The organism is Candidatus Fusobacterium pullicola (genome assembly GCA_018883725.1).
Lineage (GTDB): Bacteria > Fusobacteriota > Fusobacteriia > Fusobacteriales > Fusobacteriaceae > Fusobacterium_A > Fusobacterium_A pullicola.
The window spans coordinates 1-22,199 of sequence record JAHLFN010000074.1 but is presented as its reverse complement, the minus strand read 5'-3'; the positions used below and the strand labels follow the sequence as shown (position 1 = coordinate 22,199).

The window sequence follows — 22,199 nt, the reverse complement described above, 5'->3', positions numbered from 1 at the left end:
TGATTTCTGTTAACTTAAAATTTATGTGAACTACTCCCAACCTTTAAGGTATAATAGATTGTCCAGAAATATTATATCCCCCCTAAAATGAAAGGAGCAGTTACTAACTATGTCTAAAAATTTTAATATTTGTTGTCCTGATTGTTTTTCTAAAGATTTATATAAATATGGAAAAGATAATACAGGAGAACAAAAATATCGTTGTAAAACTTGTCATAGACAATTTACTAAAAATGCCAGCGCTAAACAAAAACTTAATTATCCTAAATGTCCTGTATGTGGCGCAGGAACTTATTTACATCATGATTATGAACACTATTCTAGATTCAAATGTAATTCTAAAAAATGTAATCATATTCATGTTGTTTTAAAGAAATCTGTCTTTTATGAACCTTTAGCTCAAGAAATTAATTCTAAGTTTAATTTCAAACGTTTAAGAACCAATATTAATATTATTATTGACGCACTTTATATGTACTTTAGCGGTTCTTCTTCTACAAGAGCTATATCTCAATATCTATTACACAGAAAAAATTTTAAAATTTCACATGTCGCTATTTATAAATGGATTAAAAATTTTGGCGCATTATTCAAAGAAATTTCTGAAAATTATATGCCTAAAAATCTTAACTCTTCTGATGAGTGGCATGTTGATGAAACTGTAATTAAAATATCTGGTAAAAGATACTACATTTGGACTTTAATTGATTCTGAAACAAGATTTGTTATTAATTGGTTTTTAACCTCATCAAGACAAGCTGCTTCCGCTTTTCATCTTTTTGCAAAAGCTAAAGATAGTTTTGGAAGCCCATTAAATATTGTCTCAGATAGACTTCCAAGCTACACAATACCAACTAAAGTTGTTTTTAATGAATCTAAACATATCAAGGTTCAATCATGGTATGATGATATTACAAATAACTTAATAGAAAGTTTCTTTAAAAGGTTTAAACATAAGTATAAAACTTGTCATGGCTTTAAATCTGAAGCATCAGTTCAGGCGCTTTTACAAGGTTTCTTTTTCTTTTATAACTACATTATTCCGCATAGTAGTTTAAACGGAGAAACACCCGCAAGAGTAGCTGGAGTCTCATACTCAGAACTTCAAAGAAGTAATTTATTATTATTTTAAAAATTAAAAAGAATATTTTGTTGAGCATAGACAGCTATGCTTTTTTGTGCTATTCTTTTTAGAGATAAAATATTTTTTAAATCATTCTAAATACCTTTTTACACTTTCTTGAGCTAGTTTTCATTTTAAATTAACAGATTCCATAAATTAAGAAAGAGGATAACTCAAAATTTGAGCATCCTCATCTACTACTTTCCAACACAAAAATTGCTAAAAATATGATCTAATAAATCTTCACTAGAAATCTCTCCAGTTACCTCTGAAAGCGAATCTAAAGCTCCCTTTATATCCACAGCCATAAGATCCATTGGTAACCCAGCATGTATAGTATCAAAAATATTTTCTACATATTGCTTTGTCTTTTCTAATGCAGATTTATGTCTGATATTAGTGATAGTAATTTTTTGTGAGCTATCCTCAACATTTCCATCTACAATATGGTGATATATCTTATCTTCCATCTCATCAATTCCAATATTTTTCATAGCTGAAATCTCTATCCAACTCTTTATCTTAGTTAGCTTTGAAAGATCTACTTTTCTCTCCATATCTATCTTATTTAAGATCCCTATTACTTTTTCAGAGTTTATACTCTCATGAATCTTTATATCTTCCTCTTCTAGCTCTCTTGAACCATCTATTACAAATAGTATGAGGTCAGCATTTTCTATCATTTTTTTAGATTTTTCTACACCAATATTTTCTACAATATCATCAGTTTTTCTAATTCCTGCTGTATCAACTAAAATTAATGGTATCCCTTTTAAATTTACAACTTCCTCTATGACATCTCTAGTCGTTCCAGGAATATGAGTTACAATAGCTCTCTCCTCACGTAAAACAGAGTTTAACAGGCTTGATTTCCCAACGTTAGGCTTCCCTACTATAGCTGTCTTTATTCCCTCTTTAATCATCTTTCCTTTGTCATAAGATTTAATTAATCTATCAGTCGTATCTACAACCTCTTGAAGATTTCCTACAAGATTTTCTGGTAGTGGATCATCTATCCCCTCTTCTGGATAATCAAGTACAACATTAATGTGAGCTGCAACATCTAAGATTAACTTCTTAAGATGCTCTATCTGCTCCTTTAAATCCCCTCTAAGTTGGTTTAATGATAAAGATACAGACTTTTCTGTCTTCCCATGAATTATATCTATTACAGCTTCAGCTTGTGTTAAATCTATTCTACCATTCAAAAAGGCTCTTCTTGTAAACTCTCCTATTTCAGCATGTCTTGCCCCATATTTTAAAACTGTTTCAAGAAGTTTTTCAGTAATTACAAATCCACCATGGCAATTTATCTCCACTACATTTTCCTTAGTGTAAGTGTGGGGAGCTTTCATAATAGATACCATTACTTCATCTACTAATTGATCTCCATCATAGATATGACCATAGTTTATACTAAAATTTCTCAATTCCTCTATTTTTTTTCCTGATTTAGGTCTAAAAATCTTCTCAAGAATTGTGAAAGCATCGCTTCCTGAAATTCTTACAATACCAATTCCACCCTCTCCACGAGGAGTTGAAATAGCCGCTATAGTATCAAAAAGCATAATAGCCTCCTATTTTTTTCTTTTTATAACAATATATCTCTTAGGGTCTCTTCCCTCGCTATATGTATCCAATTCACTATATTTATTTACAACTTCATGGATTATCTTTCTCTCTCTTGGTGGCATAGGATTTAATCTAACCGGTTTTCCTGATTTTAAAGCCTTCTCTGCCATCTTCTTTCCAAGCTCTCTTAAAGTTTCTGTTCTCTTAGCTTTAAATCCTTCTACATCAACTTCAATTCTATAATCTTTCATTAAAGAGTTTAAAAGATATTCAAAACTATTTAAAGTTTTTCCTTTCTTTCCGATAATGATACCATTATCTTCTCCATATAGGTTTACTAAATAATTTTTATCACTTAATCTATCTACTTCAACCTTTAAAACTAGACCAATATTTTCTAAAAGCTCTTCAGCTTTTTTCTTAATATCTTCAGAAACATCTTTATTTTCTTTTTTCTCTTTTTTTATCTCTTTAGTCTCAGTTATAGTCTCTTTTACTATCTCTTTTTTCTTTTCTACTTTTTCAACTTCTTTTACCTTTTCTGCTTTTTCTACTTTAACTTCTTTCTTTTCAGTAGAAGTATCTCTATTATTTTTATCTATCTCAATTTCATAGATACCTTCTCTATTGAAAAGTCCAAAAAAAGATCTACTTTTTTGTTTTTCTATAACTTTAACTACCTGTTCAGGAGTTGCTTCCATAATTTTTAATGCTCTAGTTATAGCCTGCTCCTGACTCATAGCTTTAATTTCTATAACATTACTCATACTTGCTTAGTCTCCTTTTTTCATTATCAAGTACTGTTGAACTACAGCAGACACACTTGATGCTAACCAATAAATTTGTAATCCAGCTGGCATTTTATATGAAATAAATACCATCATTAATGGGAAAATATACATCATATTTTTCATTTGAGGGTTATCAGATGAACCCATTACTTTCTGCTGTAAAAATGATACCACTCCATTTAATACTGGTAACACATAGTAAGGATCTGGATTAATAAGTTGCATCCATAAGAAAGTTGAATCTTGAGGAACTGTTGCTGTATCTCTCAAAACTCCAAATAGTGCCCATAAAATAGGTAATTGAACTAGAAGAGGTAAACATCCTCCCATTGGGTTAACTTTATGTTTTTGATATAATTCCATTGTTTTTTGATTCATCATCTTAGGATCATTTTGATATTGTTGCTTAATTTTTTCTATTTCTGGTTGTAAAACTTTCATACTCTTCATTGACTTATCTTGTTTTAAAGTTAATGGAAGTAATATAATTTTTATAACTATAGTAGCTAGTATAATAGCAACTCCAAAGTTTCCTGTTAAATCATACATCAAATGTAGTAAAGCCGAAATAGCTCCTTTTAATAAACCATAAATATAACTCATTAATCCTCCTAATTTTTATTTTTTCGGTACTGGATCATAACCTCCAGGATGAAAGGGATGGCATTTTATTATTCTTCGTATACCTAAGTACACTCCCTTTATTACTCCAAATCTCTCTACAGCTTCATATGTATACGCTGAACATGTAGGATAAAAACGACAGTTTTTTCCTAGAAATATAGATATATACTTTTGATAAAATTTAATCAGTAAAAGTATAATTTTTTTCATAACCTAATTTCCTATTTAAATATCTTTGCATTATTTAAAACTTTATCTAAATCTTTTCTAATATCTTCAAACTTTAGTTCTTTATATTTTTCTCCAGCTGTTTTCTTTGCTACAAAAATAATATCATATCCATCTTTAATATACTCTTCTTTTTGTCGATAATACTCTCTAAACAATCTTTTTAATCTGTTTCTACAAACGGCATTTCCTGTTTTTTTACTAACAACAAATCCACATCTTTTCAAATTATCATCATTTCTCTTAAAAAAAATAAGAGAGTAATAACCAAAACTTTTTCTTCCCGAATTGTAGATTATTTGAAACTCTCCGTTTTTCTTCAAATTATTCATGATTATTATTCTCCTAAATTTAAATAAACAACTTTTATTTTGCTTAAGAGGTTCTTGTAAAAACCCGGTGATATTAAACACCGGGTTCTATGCTGATAATACTTTTCTACCTCTAGCTCTTCTTCTTTTTAATACTTTTCTACCATTTTTAGTAGCCATTCTTGCTCTGAACCCGTGATCTTTCTTTCTTTTAGCTTTATTAGGTTGGTATGTTCTTTTCATCTTATTCACCTCCGAAAAAATTCTATATTTCAGATAAAGATTTTATATTATTTTTGTCATTTTGTCAAGTATTTATTGAAAATTTCTATATAAAAATACTCTTTTTGTAATAAAAAAAGAATAATTAAAACAAACAAAATAAAAAGCATAGTTTGTTATTTGTATATATGTATTATGTTATATGTACAGAGTAAGATTAAAATTAAATTTAGTCTAAAGTATTGATTTTCTTAAGTTTTTAAGAAGAATAAGACAAAAAAATATTTTTGTTAATATACACATGGATAAAAGCTTATTTTTTCTAGTTTATTTATTTTAAATTTTTAATAAATCTTGATTTTATAAGAGTTTTACTAAGCAAAAAAATATTATTGTTTATAAGCAATAGGAATAAAGCTTATTTCTTCTAATACTTTAGCAATTAAGATAAAGCAAAATATAGAAAAATTAAGGGATTTTTTAACTAATAATTTATTATTGTTTATAGACATTAAAGCTAGTATTGAATTTTACTTAATTAAGTTGAAGTTTAATTATACTATTATTGTTCATAGACATTTTAAATCCTTATAAATTCTAAAAAGATGTGAGCCAATTATTATCTTATAAATATTATTGTCTATAAGCAAATGTAAAAACCCTTATTTTTTAAGAGTTTTTATTAGAATAAATAGTATTTATAAAATTTAAATAGAAGAGAAAAAATCTATGGAAACCAATATTTATAAGGAATTATGAGAGGAATATATGAAAAATAAAAAATATTATTGTCAATATGTATAAAAAATGGTATATTATTGATTATATACATTTTATTTGTAGAGCATATTTTTACAATCTAAAGGAGTCTTTATGAAAAAGGGAAGCTTGAAAAATCAAGAAGAAATTGATAGTTTTAATATTGTTAAGAGTGGTTCTTTGCTTGAAGATATTAAAAAAGTTGAGATAAAGTTAAATGAAGTTCCAAATATTGAGGTTAAAGAAGTTGTAATAAAAGAGACTGGAAATTTTTTAAATTTAAAAGATAACATAATTAATATTCCAGTAGAGATGATAGTATTTCCTTTTTTTACTCCTCAAAAACAAAATAAAAGGGTTAACTTTCAGTATTCTTTCGAGGATCTAGGAGTTACGATGTCATGTACATTGATAGCTAAAGACAGTGAAGATAAGGTATTTCAGCCCTCTATATTTGAGGAAAAGATATACACTTATCTGATTTCAATGTATGAGTTAAAAAAAGAGATCAATGATACTGATGATTATATTGAATTTGAAATCTCTGATTTTATAGTTAATTTTTTAGGAAATAAGATGAATAGAACCTATTATACAAAGGTTGAGCAGGCTTTAAAGAACCTAAAAAATACAGAGTATCAATTCGTAGTTTCAAACCATACAAAACTGGGAAATTATAAATTTGAAGATGAAGAGTTTAAATTATTAACTTATCAAAAATTAGAAAAGGGTAGAAAAAAGTTTTATAGAGTTACTTTAAATAAAAATATAAGACAGAAAATAAAGGATAAAAGATATATTAAGTATAATTCGAGATCACTTTTAGAGATTTTAACGAAGGATCCAATTGCAGGGAGAATATATAAATATATCAGTAAGATAAGATATGATAAGGAACAAGATAGAATTAATTTAAGAACTCTTGCTGCTGTAATTCCTCTAAAAACGGAGCAAGTAACAGAGAGAGCTAATAAAAATGGAGAGGTAAAGCAGTATGTTTTATGTAGATTGAAACAAGTTTTAAAAAGAGTTGAGAAAGCTTTTGATGTATTAGTAGAATTAGAGTATATTTTAAATTATAAAGCTGAGTATGTAAAAAGTGAAGATACTTATTATTTAGAGTATATTTTTAATAAGGATAAAGATGGAGATTGCCACGTTTCAAGCTATATTGAGAATAAAACTGAAAAAGTAGGTATTGGATATCAAAAGAGAAAAGATATTGAAGATGCTGAGATAATAGAGGTTAGCGAGGTAAAACCTGAGAGTATTCTAAAGGAAAAAGTAACTAAGAAGGTTTCTAAGAAAAAGGATGAGATAGAGTTTTCTGAGGAGATTTTAGAGAGAATTAAAAAAGCTAAGAGAAATATATATGTTTTAAAGGCTTGGGATAAGAGAACAGATACTAAAATAAAGAAGATTTATAGAGAAGATGGTGAAGAAAGAACTAAAGAGATTTTAAATATTTTATATAAAAATCTCACTACAAATGTAAAAACGACCTTAGTTCAATACATAAATGGAATTATAAAAAATCTTTCTGCTGTAGATAAAGATAACAATAAACAGAATTTAACACTTTTTGGTAATGTTGTAAAAGAGAGAGGATTAAAGAGTAAAAAATCAATTAATCAAGCTAGAAAAGCTGTAAAAAAACCTGTTCTAAATAATATTAAAGATTTAGCTGAAGAGACAAATATTCCTAGAGATATGATAAAAGAGTTTGAAAGTTATGATGAGTATGAAAAATTAAAAATAGAAGAAAAAGCTTTAGAATTGTGTTCTAAAGAGATGGGCGTAGATATCAATTTCTTACTTGCAATGAAGGAGAAAACAAGAGCGATTTATATAGGTGCTATTAAGGATTACATAGAGAGAGTAATGAAAGAGGAAAAGGAAGAAAATTAAAAAATATTACTGTCCATATACATAAAAATATATAAATATATTAAAAAGTTTTATTGCTACAGAAAGTAAGAGTAGTGATAAAACTTTTTTATTTTGTATATTATAAAAATTGATAACCACTTACTGTTCAATCTAAATAAAATTTTAAGGAGTGTATAGTTGATAAAAGAGAGTAAAGAAGCTATAGAGATTATTAATATGTATATAAACAGTAATAAATATATTTTAAAAATATTTTTTTAGTAAAAAAGGGCACAATACATTGCGTAAGAGCCCTTCTTTAATAATTATTTTTTGCTAGAAACCCAGTATACAATAGATGAATTAAAACCAGGATTTCTATATCTATGAGGTGTATTTTGTTTGATAAATATAGAATCACCTTCATAAAGATGATAAAGAGTCTTATCTAGCTCAATTTCAAGTTCACCTTTAACAACAATTCCAATCTCATCATATCCATGCCCCCATGACATATCACTAAAAGAGTTTTCTTCGGAAATAGTTATAGCAATACCATTGAGACTTGCTTTTCTATTTAAAAGACTTTCTACTTTAACGTTAGTTTCAATATTTTTTAATATCTCTTCTCTTTCTGCAGCTCTAGTTATAGGATTAGTAGCGATCTCTTCATCTAAAATTTCCATAAGATTTATTCCTAAAGCTGAACAAATTTGTTGAAGATTATTGATAGAAGGGCTATTTAGATCCCTTTCAATATTACTTAAGAACCCTATTGAAAGACCAGTAATCTCAGATAGTTGTTTTAAAGTATAATCTTTGTTTTTTCTAATCGTTTTAATTTTTTCCCCTAGTTTCATTAATTCCTGTTCCTCCATAAGAAAATTTATATTTATGATTTATATGATTATACCATAAATATTATATATTGTAAATTCAATAAAATATAGTGATAAAAATTTAAAAATGTGTTTTATTATATGAAAAAATTTCAAAAAAATATAAATCCAGTATAATGAAATAAAAAAATAAAATAATGATTAATATAATAAAATTAAAATATAAATAAAATATTTATAGTTGTAGAAGTAGCAATAAATCGTAATTTGAAGAATAATAAATTTCATTAAAGTGAAAAAAATCTTGAAATATTCTATTCTGTATGTTATACTTTTTCTTGTATTTAAAATAACAATAATATTCGTAAAAAGAACGGAATATGTTGTTAATATAAACTGAAAATAAATTAAGTAAAATTTAACAAAAGGAGAAAAAAGAATGGATGTTATCAAAGGAGTAATTTTATTATTTGTTGTTTTAGGTGGATTCTCACTATTTAGTATGAAAGCACCTAAGGGTATGAAAGCAATGGGAGCATTAGCAGGAGCAGCAACGGCAAGTTTCCTAGTAGAGGCTTTCCAATTATATGTTGGAGGAGATCTTATCGGAATTCCTTTCTTAGGAGAAGTAGGTAAAGCAGCAGGTTCAATGGGAGGAGTTGCATCAGCTATTTTAGTTCCAATAGCTTTAGGAGTTAATCCTACTTATGCAGTTTTAGTTGGTGTATCAGTAGCAGGATTTGGAATATTACCAGGATTTTTAGCTGGTTATATATTATCTTTTATTATTCCAAAAGTAGAGGAAAAAGTTCCACAAGGATTAGATTTAATTTTTGTAATCTGTTTCATAGCACCGTTAGCAAGACTTATAGCGTCAGTATCTAACCCAATAGTAAATTCAACTCTATTAAATATAGGTGGAATTCTTGAGTCAGCTTCTCATTCAAGTCCAATATTAATGGGAATTATTTTAGGAGGAGTAATCACTGTAGTAGCAACAGCACCATTATCATCAATGGCACTTACAGCTATGATGGGATTAACAGGTGTTCCAATGGCAATAGGAGCATTATCAGTAATGGGATCATCTTTTATGAATGGAATATTCTTCCACAGAATGGGATTTGGAGATAGAAAAACAACTATAGCAGTAGCAATAGAGCCACTAACACAAGCAGATGTAATTTCAGCTAACCCAGTTCCAATATATGTAACAAACTTTATAGGAGGAGCATTAGCAGGTGTTGTAGTAGCAATGTATGGACTTGTAAACAATGCTACAGGAACAGCTACTCCAATAGCTGGATTAATGGTAATGTACGGATTTAATGATGCTATGACTGTTACAAAAGTTGCATTAATGTGTGCTGCGTCAGGGGCATTTGCTGGATTATTAGGATCAATAATATTTAAAAATTATAAGATAAAAACAGTAGAAGAGATAAGAGGTAAAAATTAATGGATAGCTTAAGAGAATTATTTAAAATCGGGTGTGGACCATCTAGTTCGCACACAATGGGACCAGAAAGAGCTGCAAAGAAATTTAAAGCTGAAACAGAAAATGCAGCATCTTACAAAGTTGAACTTTATGGAAGTTTAGCTGCAACTGGTAAGGGACATTTAACAGATTGGATAATAGAAGAGACTTTAAAACCTAAAAAAACTGAGATCGTTTGGATGCCAGATTTTATACATGAGTATCATACTAATGGAATGAAATTCTTTGCTTTAGATGAAGCTGGAAATGTTATAAAGGATTGGTTAGTATTCTCAGTAGGTGGAGGAACAATAAAAGAGCTTACTGATAAGAGAAGTGGAGCTGGACAATGCTATAATTTAACTAAGATGGATGATATTATGGCATGGTGTAAAGAGAATAATAAAGAACTTTGGGAGTATGTAGAGTATTGTGAAGGACCAGGTATCTGGGATCATTTAAAAGATATTCTAGATACAATGAATGCTGCTGTAGATAGAGGTATCAGAAAGGATGGAGTACTTCCAGGAAAATTAAGATATCCAAGAAGAGCAAAAGAGATATATGATAAGATAGATAAAAAGAGAAACTACTTAGTAATAACTAAAAAGATATTTGCTTATGCATTAGCGGTTTCAGAAGAGAACAGTAGTGCAGGAACAATAGTAACAGCACCGACATGTGGAGCTGCTGGAGTAATTCCTGGATTATTAAGAGCTTTAATTGAAGAGTATGAATTAGATGAAACAACTTCTTTAAGAGCTTTAGCAGTAGCAGGACTAATAGGAAACCTTATCAAGGAAAATGCAACTATATCTGGAGCTGAAGGAGGATGTCAAGCTGAGATAGGAGCAGCATGTTCAATGGCAGCTGGAATGGCAGTATATATCCTAGGTGGAACAACTGAACAGATAGAGTATGCAGCTGAGATGGGAATGGAGCACCACCTTGGAATGACTTGTGACCCAGTTGGAGGATATGTACAAATACCTTGTATAGAGAGAAATGCAATAGTTGCAGTAAGATCATTAAATACAGCAGATTATGCATTAGCAACAAATGGAGAGCATACAATCAGTTTTGACCAAGTTGTACAAACTATGAAAGAGACTGGAATAGACATGTGTTCAGCTTATAAGGAAACTTCAACAGGTGGATTAGCAAAATACTATGATAAGTTTTTAAAAGATGAAACTATCAATTAATTGTATATAGACAATAATAAAATACAAGATATAGTGTTTTAAGAAATAAATTAATATGTTAGAGAGGAAGAGAGTTTTACTCAGAGTAAAATTTTCTCCTCTCTCTTATTTTTTGGATTTAGTTAAAATATATTTTTGCAAAGTTATAAAATAAAGGGTAAAATGTAGTTATATTAAAAAATTTGGAGGAGAAAATGGTAGAATATAGAGGGAAAATCCCTTTTTTATTAAAGGAATTAAAGGGAAATATCTTGTATCTATGTTCTTCAAATAAGAATATAGAGGATTATTACAACGTATTAGAGGACATATATGGTGGAAAGCTTTTAAAGTTAGAGAGTAGCCAGATAAAAGAGGAGCTGGAGAAGGATAATTATGATCTTTTAGAAATTTTAAAATCTGGAGATAAATTTATAATTTTGACCTCTTTAGATGCTGTATTGAGAGATTATTTTTTAGAGGGAAAAAGATTTTATATAGAGATTGGAAAAAATATAGATGCCAAAACTTTAGAAGAGGAGCTAGAAAAAAATGGATATACAAGAAACTATATGGTTGAAGATAGAAACCAATTTAGTATAAGGGGAGATATCTTTGATATTTTTCCTAAAAATAGTGAGTATCCAGTGAGAATAGAGTTCAGTTTTGGAGATGAGATTGAAAGAGTTACCTACTTTGATATAGAGACTCAAAAAAGTATTGAGAAAAAGAGCAGTATAGATATGTATATAAACAGTAATAATGAAGAGAGAAAAACTCTCTTCTCACTTCTAGGAAAGTTAGATAATATACATATATTCATGGAAAATAGAGAGCTACTTGAGTATAAGCTAGGTGAAATATTAAAAGATGTAGGAGAAGCTGAAGTAGAGTTAAGAGAGAGATTTCAAGAGTTAGTTAATGTAGCTGAACAAGTAGAGATTACTAAGTTTGAATATGATGAGTTACACAGTTTCGAAGATGTAGAGTACATAAAAAAATTAGGTACAGACCCAAGATTGAAAATAAAAATAGTTTCAGAGGAAGAGAAAAGATATAGGGAGATTTTTCAAGGGGAGAATTTTGAGTTTGAGAGATACCCTCTTTTTGAAGGATATAGAGATGGAGATACTCTGGTTTTAACTGATAGGGAACTAAAGGGAGTAAGAGTAAAGAGAGAGAGAAGAGATAGGGGATTCCAAAGATATAAGAATGTTTCGGAGATTCAAGAGGGGGATTATATAATTCATGAGAACTATGGAGTAGGAATATATCTAGGAGTTGAAATTATAGATGGACATGATTATTTAAAAATAAAGTATGCTGATGAGGATAAACTTTTTGTTCCAATAGAAGGAATAGGAAAGATAGGTAAGTATATATCTTATTCTGGGGAGATTCCCGAGATATATAAATTGGGTAGAAAAGGATTTAGAAAAAAGAGAGAGAAGATAACTGAAGAATTAATTCAATTTGCTAAGGAGATTGTAGAGATTCAAGCAAAAAGAGAGTTAGAGGCAGGTTATATTTTTGCTCCAGATACTCTTTGGCAGGAGGAGTTTGAAGAGGGATTTCCATATAGAGAGACTACTTCACAGTTGAAGGCTATAGAAGATGTAAAAAGAGATATGGAATCTCCTAGAGTAATGGATAGAGTAGTGTGTGGTGATGTTGGATTTGGAAAGACAGAGGTAGCTATAAGGGCAGCTTTTAAAGCGGCTATTGAGGGAAAACAGGTAGTTGTGATGGTGCCAACTACTGTTTTAGCTCAACAACACTATGAAAGATTTACAGAGAGAATGAAAAACTATCCAATAACTATAGAGCTTTTGAGTAGATTATCCTCTTTGAAAGAGCAGAAGACAACTCTTGATAATATTTTAAGTGGGGCTGTAGATATAGTTATAGGGACACATAGAATCTTATCGGAGGATGTTAAATTTAAGGATTTAGGATTAGTGATAATCGATGAGGAGCAAAAATTTGGTGTAAAGGCAAAGGAGTATCTGAAGAGATTGAGAAATAAGATTGATATGCTTACATTGACTGCAACACCTATACCTAGAACTCTAAATTTAGCTCTTTTAGGGATAAGAGATCTCTCAGTAATTGATACTCCACCAGAGGGAAGAAAACCTATTGAAACTATATTTTTAGAGGGAACAGATAAGAATATAAGAGATGCTATAATGAGAGAGATAGCTAGAGAGGGACAAGTTTTCTATATCTTCAATTCAGTAAAAGGGATTGAAAAAAAGGTTTATGAGTTGAAGGGAATACTTCCAGAGTATTTAAAAATAGGTTTTGTACATGGGAAGATGTTACCAAAGGAGATAAAAGAGAGAATAAAAGAGTTTGAAAATGGAGAGATAGATGTACTTCTTGCAACTACTATTATAGAAAATGGAATTGATATAGAGAATGCTAATACTATGATTATAGATAGAGCAGATAAATTGGGACTTTCACAGATTTATCAGTTGAGGGGAAGAGTTGGAAGAGGAAATAGACAGAGTTACTGTTATCTTCTGACTAAGGAGTATCAGAGTAAAAAGGCTAAGGATAGAGAGGAGTCTATCAAGATGTTGGAGGAAACAGGTGGAGGAGGACTTCAGCTCTCTATGGAAGATATGAGAATAAGAGGGGCTGGAGAGATTCTTGGAGAGAAACAGCATGGAGCCTTAGAAACTTTTGGATATACTCTGTATATGAAGATGCTTCAAGAGGAGATAGAGAAGATAAAGGGAGAGTTTGAAGAGGACTTAGAGGATATTGAGATAAAGGTAAACTATCCTGCATTTATTCCAGAGAGTTATATAGAAAAGAGTGAGAAAATAAAAATCTATAGAAGAGTAGCTGATATAAAAAGAGAGAGCGAACTTCAAGAGATAAAAGATGAGTTGATAGATAGATTTGGAAAGATGCCTATAGAAGCTCAAGGTTTTTTCAAGTATATAGCTTTAAAATTTAGAGCTAGAAAATTAGGGGTAAAAAGAGCTATTGAAATTAAGGGAAAAAATGAGAGCGATATAAAATTTCATAATGATAAGATGAATTTTGAAAAGCTTCTAGATTTAATTCAAAAAGAGATAATAAGATATCAGAAGAAAGAGGATATCATAGAGTATGATGGAACAATTGAGGAGTTTTTAAATGTATATGAACAGTAATAATGAGGTGAAGAGAATGAAAGAATTTGATAGACTTGTAGAGATAATAAAGGTATTGAGAAGTGAAAATGGTTGTCCTTGGGATAGAGAGCAGACATTAGAGAGCTTAAAACCTTGTCTAAGAGAGGAAGTAGCTGAGTTATTAGAGGCTATGGAGGGAGATGTAGAGGAGCATAAAGGGGAGCTTGGAGATGTTTTGATGAATTTAGTATTTCAAGCTGATATTCGTGAACAGGAGGGAAAATTCAATATTGAAGATGTTGCCCATGAGATAAATGAAAAATTAATAAGAAGACACCCTCATGTATTTAAAGAGAGAAATAGTGAGATATCTACAAAAGAGGTTTTAACAAACTGGGATGAGATAAAGAAAGGAGAAAAATTACACGAGAATAGAAAATCAGCAATAGATGGAGTTCCTAAATATCTTCCAGCTCTTTCAAAGGCTCAAAAAATACAGAAAAAAGCATCTAAAGTAGGCTTTGACTGGGAGAATACAGAGCAGGTATTAGAGAAGGTTTATGAGGAGTTAGATGAGTTAAAGGTAGAGATAGAAAGAGCAGATAGAGAAAAAATGAAAGATGAGTTGGGAGATGTACTTTTCTCTATAGTTAATATAGCTAGATTTTTAGATATAGATGCGACAGAGGCTTTAGAAGGAACAATAAAGAAATTTGACAAAAGATTTAGATATGTAGAAAAAAATTGTGAAATAGAGAAAACTTCCCTTGAAGATTTAGAAAAACTTTGGCAAAATGCAAAAAAAGTCATTGACTTATAGAAAAAATGTAGTATATATAGTATAAAGAGGAGTGAATATGAGATTAGATAAGTTTTTAAAAGTTAGTAGAATAATAAAGAGAAGACCTATTGCTAAAATAGTGGTAGATGGTGGAAAAGCTAAGCTTAATGGAAAAGTGGCAAAGGCTAGTACAGAGGTAAAGGTAGGACAGATCTTAGAGTTAGAATACTTCAATAAGTATTTTAAATTTGAGATATTGGAAGTACCTACAGGAAATGTTGCTAAGGAGAAGACTTCTGAACTAATAAATGTTTTAGAAAGTAGAGGGATTACTGTGGATATTGATAGTGAGGAGGATATTTTTTAATGAAGTTCTCTTTGAAATCAAATGCTAAGATAAATATTGGTTTAAATGTAACTGGAGTTTTGTCAAATGGATATCATCTTTTGGATATGGTAATGGTTCCGATATCTCTTACTGATAGATTGGACGGAGAGATATTCGATGAAGAGGGAGAGTTGGAAATAACAACTAATAAGCCAAGTATTCCCACTGGTAAAGAGAATATTCTTTGGAAGATATATAGCAAATTTTATGAGATGAGCGGATTACCAAGAAAGAGGATAAAATTACATTTAGAAAAGGTTATTCCACATGAAGCTGGTTTAGGGGGAGGAAGCTCTAATGGAGCATTTTTCCTGAAGGAATTGAACAGTTATCACAATAATTTTTTCTCATTGGAGGAGTTAATAGAGATAGGAAAGAGTATTGGAGCTGATATTCCTTTCTTTATAGTAAATAAACCTAGCAGAGTGAAAGGAATAGGGGAAGAGATTGAGGTAATTGAAAATAACTTAGATAGAGATATTATTTTAATTAAACCTAACTTTGGAGTATCAACAGCTAAAGCTTATAAAAATATGTATATGCTCAATAATAAAGTTGATGCGGATATTGATAAAATAGTATGTGGATTGAGGGATAATGATATTACTTTAGTTGAAGAGAGTATAGAAAATCATTTGGAACAAGGGCTTTTACTTGAAGATAGTAATATTATAGAGTTTAGAAAGAGATTATCAAATATTCCAAATATGAAGTTTTTTATGTCTGGAAGTGGAAGTGCATATTATACGTTTGTGGAAAATGGAGAGAGAGAAGTAAAGGCTGTAAAAGAGCAATTACAACACTGTGAAGTACATCTTTGCAGAGGGTTATAATAGATTACATAAAAAAGGGAAGGTGCATGGATCATGAAGATTACAGATGTAAGATTAAGAGCAGTAAAAGGAGAAAGTGAACTAAAGCTAAAAGCTTATGCAGATGTTACTTTTGATGAGTGTTTCGTTATTCATGGATTAAAAATTATCGACGGACAAAAAGGAATGTTTGTAGCTATGCCATCGAGAAAGATGCCAGATGGAGAGTATAAAGATATAGTTCATCCTATAACTCCTGAGTTGAGAAAAGAGATTACAGAAACTGTAATTGCAAAATTCAATGAGATGAAACCAGAGGAATTGATTGAAGAATAAAAGTGTGGGGAAATAAAAAAGGCTGTTGCAAAACTGCAACAGCTTTTTTTCTATTTCGAGTAGTCTAAATAATCCTCTTTAAGCATAGCATACTCGTCATCTTTTTTAGGTTTTACTTTTTTTTCTGGTTTTGGATTTAATTTTTTCTCTAAGTTTTCAATTATATCCAAGTTTGTATTTTCAGAACTAGGCTTTTTATTCATAAATAAACCTCCAAAGGTAAAAATTTGTTTCATTTTAAAAATAAGAAATATTATGAAGTATTTTATTTTCTTACAAATGAATTATAACGGGATTATCAAAAAAAGTAAAACAGATTTTTGTCCAGATAGTTACAAGTAAAAACTTGTATTTATTAAAAGATAGTGGTATATTAGATAAAAATAAAAAGGGGTGGGAAGTTGAGATGTTGATTAGTTTTAAAATGTTTATGACTGTAGTTGAAGAGATGAGTATAAGTAGGGCAGCAGCTCGTTCCTTTGTCACTCAACAATGTGTGAGCGACCATATTAAAAGAATAGAGGAGGAGTATAAAGTAATTTTATTCAATAGAAGACCAAAGTTATCCTTAACACCAGCTGGTGAGGAGATGTATAAGACTCTTTGTAAAATAGCCGAGCTTGAAAGTGACTTAGAAAAGAGATTAAAGAGTATGCAGGGAGTAGCTGTACCTAAGCTTACAATAGGAGTAAATGCTACTAGAATAAGTATTATTCTTCCTAAATTATTGAGTGAGTACAATAAATTTTTCCCTAATGTAATAATATCTTTTGTCATAAAAGATACGAGAACTTTAGAGCAACTTTTACTCAAAGGAGAGGTAGATATGATTGTTGATTTGAATGCACATACAAGTCCACAATTTAATATAATCTCTCTAGGAAAGGATAAACTTCATTTCTTAATCTCTGAAAATCTATACCATAGATATTTTAAACAAGAGGAGCTATTAGAGTTAAGTTCTGGAATTAAACTGGATAGAATAAAAGATATTCCAATAGCAAGTAATTTTGAAGGAAGTACAATTGATAATATAATTCAACATTATGCTGAACGAGATGGAGTAAAGTTAAATATACTTTACTATACAGGTGAGTATGAAACTCAACTTTCTCTCTGCTGTAATGATTTGGCTGCAGCAATTTGTCCAACGATGATATTGAAAAAAGTATTAGAATATAATAAAGAGAGTAAAAATCCGATATTTATTTTTCCATTGGAAAATCAAACAGAGGAGTTAAAGATAGAGATTGTGACAAATAAGGGTATAGAGACTCCAGAGTATATACAAAAATTTATAGAACTATTAATAAATATGATGAGAGAAAGTATAGAAAAATATGAAAAATAAAATATAAAAGTTAACAAAGGTTTAGAATAAAAATATAAAAGCTAGCTTTTCTTAAAAAAATATGTTAGAATAACCTTGGAAATAATTGTGACATTTATCATAAAATATTTAAGGAGGGAAAATGACAAAGGAAAAAAATCTTTTAAAGGAAGAGAAGGAGTTATTTAGAATAGATGGAAAGCCAGCTTTTTTAGAAGCTTTACCTCTAGCATTTCAACATATTGTGGCTATGTTTGTTGGAAACGTAGCTCCAATATTGATAATTTCTAGAGTTGCTAAGATAGATCCAAGTGTAACTACAATTTTAATACAGTGTGCTATGTTGGCTGCTGGTGTAGCGACATTTTTACAAATCTATCCTATTAAGCTTTTTGGTGGTTTAAGAGTTGGTTCAAAATTACCAGTAGTTATGGGAACAAGCTTTGGATTTTTACCTACTGTTTTAGCTATATTAGGTGGAAACTCATTGAATTTACCTATTTTATTTGGGGCTCAGATAATAGGAGGTATAGCCTCAATATTAATAGGAGCATATCTGAAAAAGATAAGAAAATATTTCCCGCCATTAGTAGCAGGAACGGTTGTTTTTTCAATAGGATTATCACTATTCCCAATAGGTATTAACTATATGGCTGGAGGTGTTGGAGCACCTACATATGGTTCTTATCAAAACTGGGCAATAAGTTTAATAGTTTTAGGAACAGTTCTATATTTTAATCAGTTTACAAAGGGAATTACTAAACTATCTTCTATCTTAATAGGTATAGTAGTAGGTTATGTTATATCAGTATTTTTAGGAATGGTTAATTTTACTCCAGTAAGAGAGGCTGCATGGTTTGCCTTTCCAAAGTTTTTTATCTTTGGAGCACCTAAATTTGAGATGGGTTCTATGATAGCTATGGTAATTATGTATCTTGTAACAGCTATTCAAGCTGTAGGAGATCTATCAGCTGTAACATTAGGTGGAGTAAATAGAGAGGTAAGTGATCAAGAGTTATCAGGAGGAGTTATAGGAAATGGAGTTGGAGCAATATTTTCAGCTGTACTCAACTCATTTCCAACAGCAACTTATTCACAAAATGTTGGTCTTGTAGTATTAACAAAGGTTGTAAGTAGATATGTTATAGCAATAGCTGCTGGATTTTTATTGATAGCAGGATTTGTACCAAAATTTGGAGCTATAATAAATACTATACCTTCAGCAGTAATTGGTGGAGGAACTATAACAGTATTTTCAATGATAACGATGACAGGGATTCAAGTTATCAGCAAAGGTGGAATAACAGGTAGAACTATGATAATAGTTGGATTATCAGTAGCAATTGGAGCAGGAATTGGACAAGTACCTCAATCAATAGCTCAATTTCCTCAATTTGTAAAATTGATATTTGGTTCAAGTGTAGTAATGTCTACATTGATAGCTTTAGTTTTAAATATTATTTTACCTAAAGAGAATCATAAGTAATTAGATAAATAGTAGATCGAATAAAAAAAGATGGTTGTATATAGCCATCTTTTTTACAATATTAAATTTGATTTTTTATAATATCTCTTTTAACTTATTTTTTAAAGCTTTAGATTTAGTTGGATTTCCATTAGCGGATATAGCTATTTGATACTCTTCAGTTTCTAAGATACTAGCAAAACGGCAATTCATCTCCTCTTTAGAGGTAATATTATTTACCAATATATTTTTAGAATTGCAAAGTTCATAGATATATCTATTAAATTCTGGATTATCAGTAGCAGCTACAACTATAAATCTATTTTCAAGGAGAGTTTCATTAAACTCTCCTATTTTAATATCAATATTTTTAAGATTAAAAAATTTTTCCTCTTTAATCTCCTTTGTTATAACAGTAACCTTAGCTCCATATTTTAGTAGAGTTTCCACTTTTCTAAAGGCTATTTTTCCAGCTCCAATTACTAAAGCACTTTTATTTCTTAAATCTATAAAGAGAGGAAAAAAATTATTTTCCATTTTTCTCTCCAATAGCCTTAAATGCCATATCCATAACTTCAAGAGTTCTATCCAGTATCTCTTGAGTGTGAGCTACGGATACAAAATGAGCTTCAAATTGAGATGGAGGGCAGATAATACCATTCTCCAGCATTGTATTGAAATAGATAGCAAAATTTTCCGTATTAGAAGATAGTGCATCTTCAAGATTGTTTACCTCTTTTTTCTCTGTAAAAAATATTGTGAATAGAGAACCTATAGAGTTAATTACAATGTTTACACCATATTTTTCAGCAGATTTTTTAGCTCTATCAGTTATATATTTAACCTTCTCTTCAAGCTCTTTGTATAAAGTCTCTTTATTATCAGAAAGATAAGTTAACATCTCATAACCAGCTCTTACAGCAACTGGGTTTCCAGAAAGAGTACCTGCGTGATAAACTCTTCCTACAGGGGCAACAAGTTGCATAATTTCAGCTTTTCCACCAAAAGCTCCAACTGGATATCCCCCTCCAATTATTTTCCCAAGGGTAGTCATATCAGGAGTGATTCCAAAATACTCCTGTGCTCCTCCTAAAGCTAATCTAAATCCAGAAATAACCTCATCAAATATTAATAGAGTTCCAGTTTGAGTACAAAGCTCTCTTACCATCTTTAAAAATTCAATATTAGGATAGATAACTCCCATATTAGCAGGAACAGGCTCCATAATTAAACAAGCTATATTTCTATTTTCTAAAACATCTTTTAGGGCATCAAAATCTCCAAAAGGTATAGTTACAGTATCTTTTAATACTCCTTCAGTAATTCCATTACTATCTTGATATCCTTCAGTTAGTAATCCAGATCCAGATTTTACAAGTAGAGCATCAGAATGTCCATGATAACACCCTTCAAACTTAGCTATCTTATTTCTATTTGTATAGGCTCTAGCAAGTCTAACAGCAGACATAGTAGCCTCTGTACCAGATGTTGTAAGTCTAACCATCTCAATAGATGGACAACATTTAGTTATAAGCTCAGCTAGTTCAACTTCTCTTTTAGTAGGTAGTCCAAAAGAGCTTCCAAGTTCAATAGCCTCTCTTACTCCATTGATAATTTTAGGATGATTGTGTCCAAGTATTAAAGGTCCCCAAGAGCAGATATAATCAATATACTCATTCCCATCTTCATCCCATATTTTTGCTCCTTCACCTTTACAAGCAAAGATAGGAGCCTCCCTATGAACAGATTTAAAAGCTCTTACTGGGCTATTAACTCCTCCAGGGATATATTTTTGAGCTTTTTTAAATATTTCTTTTGAAATTTCGTGATTCATATTTTTCCTCCTAAAGTGTGATCTCTCCATTTTGTACCCATTGAGCAATATCTTTAGCATGATAAGTGATAATAAGATTCACACCTGCTCTTTTAAGGGCATACATATTTTCCATTACGATTCCCTTTTCGTTGATCCAACCATTTTGAGCAGCAGCTTTAACCATAGAGTATTCTCCACTCACATTGTAAGCAACCAATGGTAAAGAGATATCTTTTAAGGCGTGTATAACGTCAAGGTAAGCAAGGGCAGGTTTAACCATTATAAAGTCTGCTCCCTCTTCTATATCAGAATCTACTTCTTTGTAAAACTCCTTTGAATTTCTAAAATCCATTTGATAAGTTTTTCTATCTCCAAAACTAGGAGCAGAATCTGCAGCATCTCTAAAAGGTCCATAGTAATTAGATGCATATTTTACACTGTAAGCCATAATAGGTAGATACTCAAATCCATTTTCATCTAAAAGCTCTCTGATAGCTTGTATTCTACCATCCATCATATCTGAAGGAGCTACGATATCAGCCCCAGCCTTAGCATGAGATAGTGCTATTTTAGCCATATATTTAATTGTAACATCATTATGAACATCACAGTTACTTAGAATTCCACAATGACCATGAGATGTGTATTCACACATACATACATCAGTTATAATTAAGAATTCTGGAAAGTTTTTCTTAACATGTCTAATAGCTTCCTGTACAATTCCATCTTCAGCATAAGCTCCTGAACCTAATGGATCTTTCTTTTTTGGAATTCCAAAAAGTAGAAGAGATTTTATTCCTAATTTTTTAAGTTCTTCTAATTCCTCATCTATTCTATCTAAAGAAAATCTATATTGACCAGGCATAGAGGTAATCTCTTCTTTGATATTTTCTCCCTCTTCAATAAAAAGTGGGTATATAAGTTCATCTATACTTAAAGTTACATTTCTTACCATATCTCTTAGAGTTTTAGAAGTTCTAAGTCTTCTTGTTCTTATAAACATAATTCCGTTGCCAAAAATCTATAAAAATATAGAAATTTGTTTATTTCCTTCTTCTACAAGTCCGATTTTGCCTAAGCTACTTTCGTTTGATATAACTCTCCAAAGGCTTAAATTCGGATACAACGCGTCCTACAC

Annotated in this window: 22 protein-coding genes; 11 read left to right on the top strand and 11 right to left on the bottom strand. The window is 30.2% G+C overall.

Translation table 11 applies throughout. The features are described 5' to 3' along the window. Positions 1 to 109 precede the first annotated feature (109 nt). Positions 110 to 1,132 carry an IS6 family transposase gene (locus tag IAA47_08405; protein ID MBU3842982.1) on the top strand — a complete coding sequence of 341 codons (1,023 nt, stop codon included), beginning with the start codon at positions 110 to 112 and terminating at the stop codon, positions 1,130 to 1,132. A 188-nt stretch (positions 1,133 to 1,320) separates the two neighbouring features. On the opposite strand, the gene mnmE is transcribed toward IAA47_08405, so the two are convergent. From mnmE to rpmH, 6 genes are all read right to left on the bottom strand, one after another. Continuing rightward, positions 1,321 to 2,691, bottom strand: a complete 1,371-nt coding sequence (gene mnmE / locus IAA47_08400) for a tRNA uridine-5-carboxymethylaminomethyl(34) synthesis GTPase MnmE (protein MBU3842981.1) — start codon at positions 2,689 to 2,691, stop codon at positions 1,321 to 1,323. Positions 2,692 to 2,700: 9 nt separating this feature from the next. Further along, a complete protein-coding gene (locus tag IAA47_08395) occupies positions 2,701 to 3,462 on the bottom strand; it encodes a KH domain-containing protein (protein MBU3842980.1) in 762 nt (253 codons plus the stop codon). Between the two features lie 6 nt (positions 3,463 to 3,468). Then, positions 3,469 to 4,089 (bottom strand): YidC/Oxa1 family membrane protein insertase, encoded by a 621-nt coding sequence (locus tag IAA47_08390; GenBank protein ID MBU3842979.1) that lies wholly within the window; start codon positions 4,087 to 4,089, stop codon positions 3,469 to 3,471. Positions 4,090 to 4,104: 15 nt separating this feature from the next. Beyond that, positions 4,105 to 4,320, bottom strand: a complete 216-nt coding sequence (yidD, locus tag IAA47_08385) for a membrane protein insertion efficiency factor YidD (GenBank protein MBU3842978.1) — start codon at positions 4,318 to 4,320, stop codon at positions 4,105 to 4,107. An 11-nt stretch (positions 4,321 to 4,331) separates the two neighbouring features. Next, entirely contained in the window at positions 4,332 to 4,670 is a 339-nt protein-coding gene (rnpA, locus tag IAA47_08380; GenBank protein ID MBU3842977.1) for a ribonuclease P protein component, read from the bottom strand. Positions 4,671 to 4,757: 87 nt separating this feature from the next. Further along, positions 4,758 to 4,892, bottom strand: coding sequence for a 50S ribosomal protein L34 (rpmH, locus tag IAA47_08375; GenBank protein ID MBU3842976.1), 135 nt, complete (start codon positions 4,890 to 4,892; stop codon positions 4,758 to 4,760). 852 nt (positions 4,893 to 5,744) lie between these two features. Here rpmH and IAA47_08370 point away from each other — a divergent pair. After that, a complete protein-coding gene (locus IAA47_08370; protein MBU3842975.1) occupies positions 5,745 to 7,538 on the top strand; it encodes a replication initiator protein A in 1,794 nt (597 codons plus the stop codon). Positions 7,539 to 7,825: 287 nt separating this feature from the next. Here the strand turns inward: IAA47_08370 and IAA47_08365 are convergent, their stop codons facing one another. Then, positions 7,826 to 8,359 carry a helix-turn-helix domain-containing protein gene (locus IAA47_08365; protein MBU3842974.1) on the bottom strand — a complete coding sequence of 178 codons (534 nt, stop codon included), beginning with the start codon at positions 8,357 to 8,359 and terminating at the stop codon, positions 7,826 to 7,828. Positions 8,360 to 8,777: 418 nt separating this feature from the next. Between IAA47_08365 and IAA47_08360 the strand changes: the two genes are divergently transcribed. The 7 genes from IAA47_08360 (at position 8,778) to spoVG (ending at position 16,447) form a co-directional block, all read left to right on the top strand. Beyond that, positions 8,778 to 9,797 (top strand): PTS sugar transporter subunit IIC, encoded by a 1,020-nt coding sequence (locus IAA47_08360; GenBank protein MBU3842973.1) that lies wholly within the window; start codon positions 8,778 to 8,780, stop codon positions 9,795 to 9,797. After that, the gene (locus IAA47_08355; protein MBU3842972.1) at positions 9,797 to 11,020 is read left to right on the top strand and encodes an L-serine ammonia-lyase, iron-sulfur-dependent, subunit alpha; all 1,224 of its coding nucleotides are present in this window, start codon (positions 9,797 to 9,799) and stop codon (positions 11,018 to 11,020) included. The genes IAA47_08360 and IAA47_08355 overlap by 1 nt, the downstream gene beginning before the upstream one ends. 182 nt (positions 11,021 to 11,202) lie before the next feature. Then, complete coding sequence (gene mfd / locus IAA47_08350) at positions 11,203 to 14,169, top strand: transcription-repair coupling factor (GenBank protein ID MBU3842971.1); 2,967 nt, start codon at positions 11,203 to 11,205, stop codon at positions 14,167 to 14,169. Between the two features lie 16 nt (positions 14,170 to 14,185). After that, the gene (mazG, locus tag IAA47_08345; protein MBU3842970.1) at positions 14,186 to 14,950 is read left to right on the top strand and encodes a nucleoside triphosphate pyrophosphohydrolase; all 765 of its coding nucleotides are present in this window, start codon (positions 14,186 to 14,188) and stop codon (positions 14,948 to 14,950) included. Positions 14,951 to 14,987: 37 nt separating this feature from the next. Next, entirely contained in the window at positions 14,988 to 15,278 is a 291-nt protein-coding gene (locus IAA47_08340; GenBank protein ID MBU3842969.1) for an RNA-binding S4 domain-containing protein, read from the top strand. Continuing rightward, complete coding sequence (gene ispE / locus IAA47_08335) at positions 15,278 to 16,132, top strand: 4-(cytidine 5'-diphospho)-2-C-methyl-D-erythritol kinase (protein MBU3842968.1); 855 nt, start codon at positions 15,278 to 15,280, stop codon at positions 16,130 to 16,132. Before IAA47_08340 ends, ispE begins: the two co-directional genes overlap by 1 nt. Positions 16,133 to 16,165: 33 nt before the next feature. Continuing rightward, positions 16,166 to 16,447: a septation regulator SpoVG gene (spoVG, locus tag IAA47_08330; protein ID MBU3842967.1), complete on the top strand. Its 282-nt coding sequence runs from the start codon at positions 16,166 to 16,168 to the stop codon at positions 16,445 to 16,447. A 50-nt stretch (positions 16,448 to 16,497) separates the two neighbouring features. On the opposite strand, the gene IAA47_08325 is transcribed toward spoVG, so the two are convergent. Beyond that, complete coding sequence (locus IAA47_08325) at positions 16,498 to 16,650, bottom strand: hypothetical protein (protein MBU3842966.1); 153 nt, start codon at positions 16,648 to 16,650, stop codon at positions 16,498 to 16,500. A gap of 203 nt (positions 16,651 to 16,853) precedes the next feature. On the opposite strand from IAA47_08325, the gene IAA47_08320 reads away from it, so the two are divergent. Beyond that, positions 16,854 to 17,798, top strand: a complete 945-nt coding sequence (locus IAA47_08320) for a LysR family transcriptional regulator (GenBank protein MBU3842965.1) — start codon at positions 16,854 to 16,856, stop codon at positions 17,796 to 17,798. 121 nt (positions 17,799 to 17,919) lie between these two features. Beyond that, positions 17,920 to 19,263: a purine permease gene (locus tag IAA47_08315; protein MBU3842964.1), complete on the top strand. Its 1,344-nt coding sequence runs from the start codon at positions 17,920 to 17,922 to the stop codon at positions 19,261 to 19,263. Between the two features lie 75 nt (positions 19,264 to 19,338). On the opposite strand, the gene IAA47_08310 is transcribed toward IAA47_08315, so the two are convergent. The 3 genes from IAA47_08310 to hemB are packed head-to-tail and all read right to left on the bottom strand — an operon-like array spanning position 19,339 to position 22,064. Then, on the bottom strand, positions 19,339 to 19,779 hold the full coding sequence (locus IAA47_08310) for a bifunctional precorrin-2 dehydrogenase/sirohydrochlorin ferrochelatase (GenBank protein ID MBU3842963.1): 441 nt from the start codon (positions 19,777 to 19,779) through the stop codon (positions 19,339 to 19,341). Continuing rightward, positions 19,769 to 21,076: a glutamate-1-semialdehyde 2,1-aminomutase gene (gene hemL / locus IAA47_08305; protein MBU3842962.1), complete on the bottom strand. Its 1,308-nt coding sequence runs from the start codon at positions 21,074 to 21,076 to the stop codon at positions 19,769 to 19,771. The genes IAA47_08310 and hemL overlap by 11 nt, the downstream gene beginning before the upstream one ends. Positions 21,077 to 21,086: 10 nt before the next feature. Beyond that, positions 21,087 to 22,064: a porphobilinogen synthase gene (hemB, locus tag IAA47_08300; protein ID MBU3842961.1), complete on the bottom strand. Its 978-nt coding sequence runs from the start codon at positions 22,062 to 22,064 to the stop codon at positions 21,087 to 21,089. Between the last annotated feature and the right edge of the window lie 135 nt (positions 22,065 to 22,199).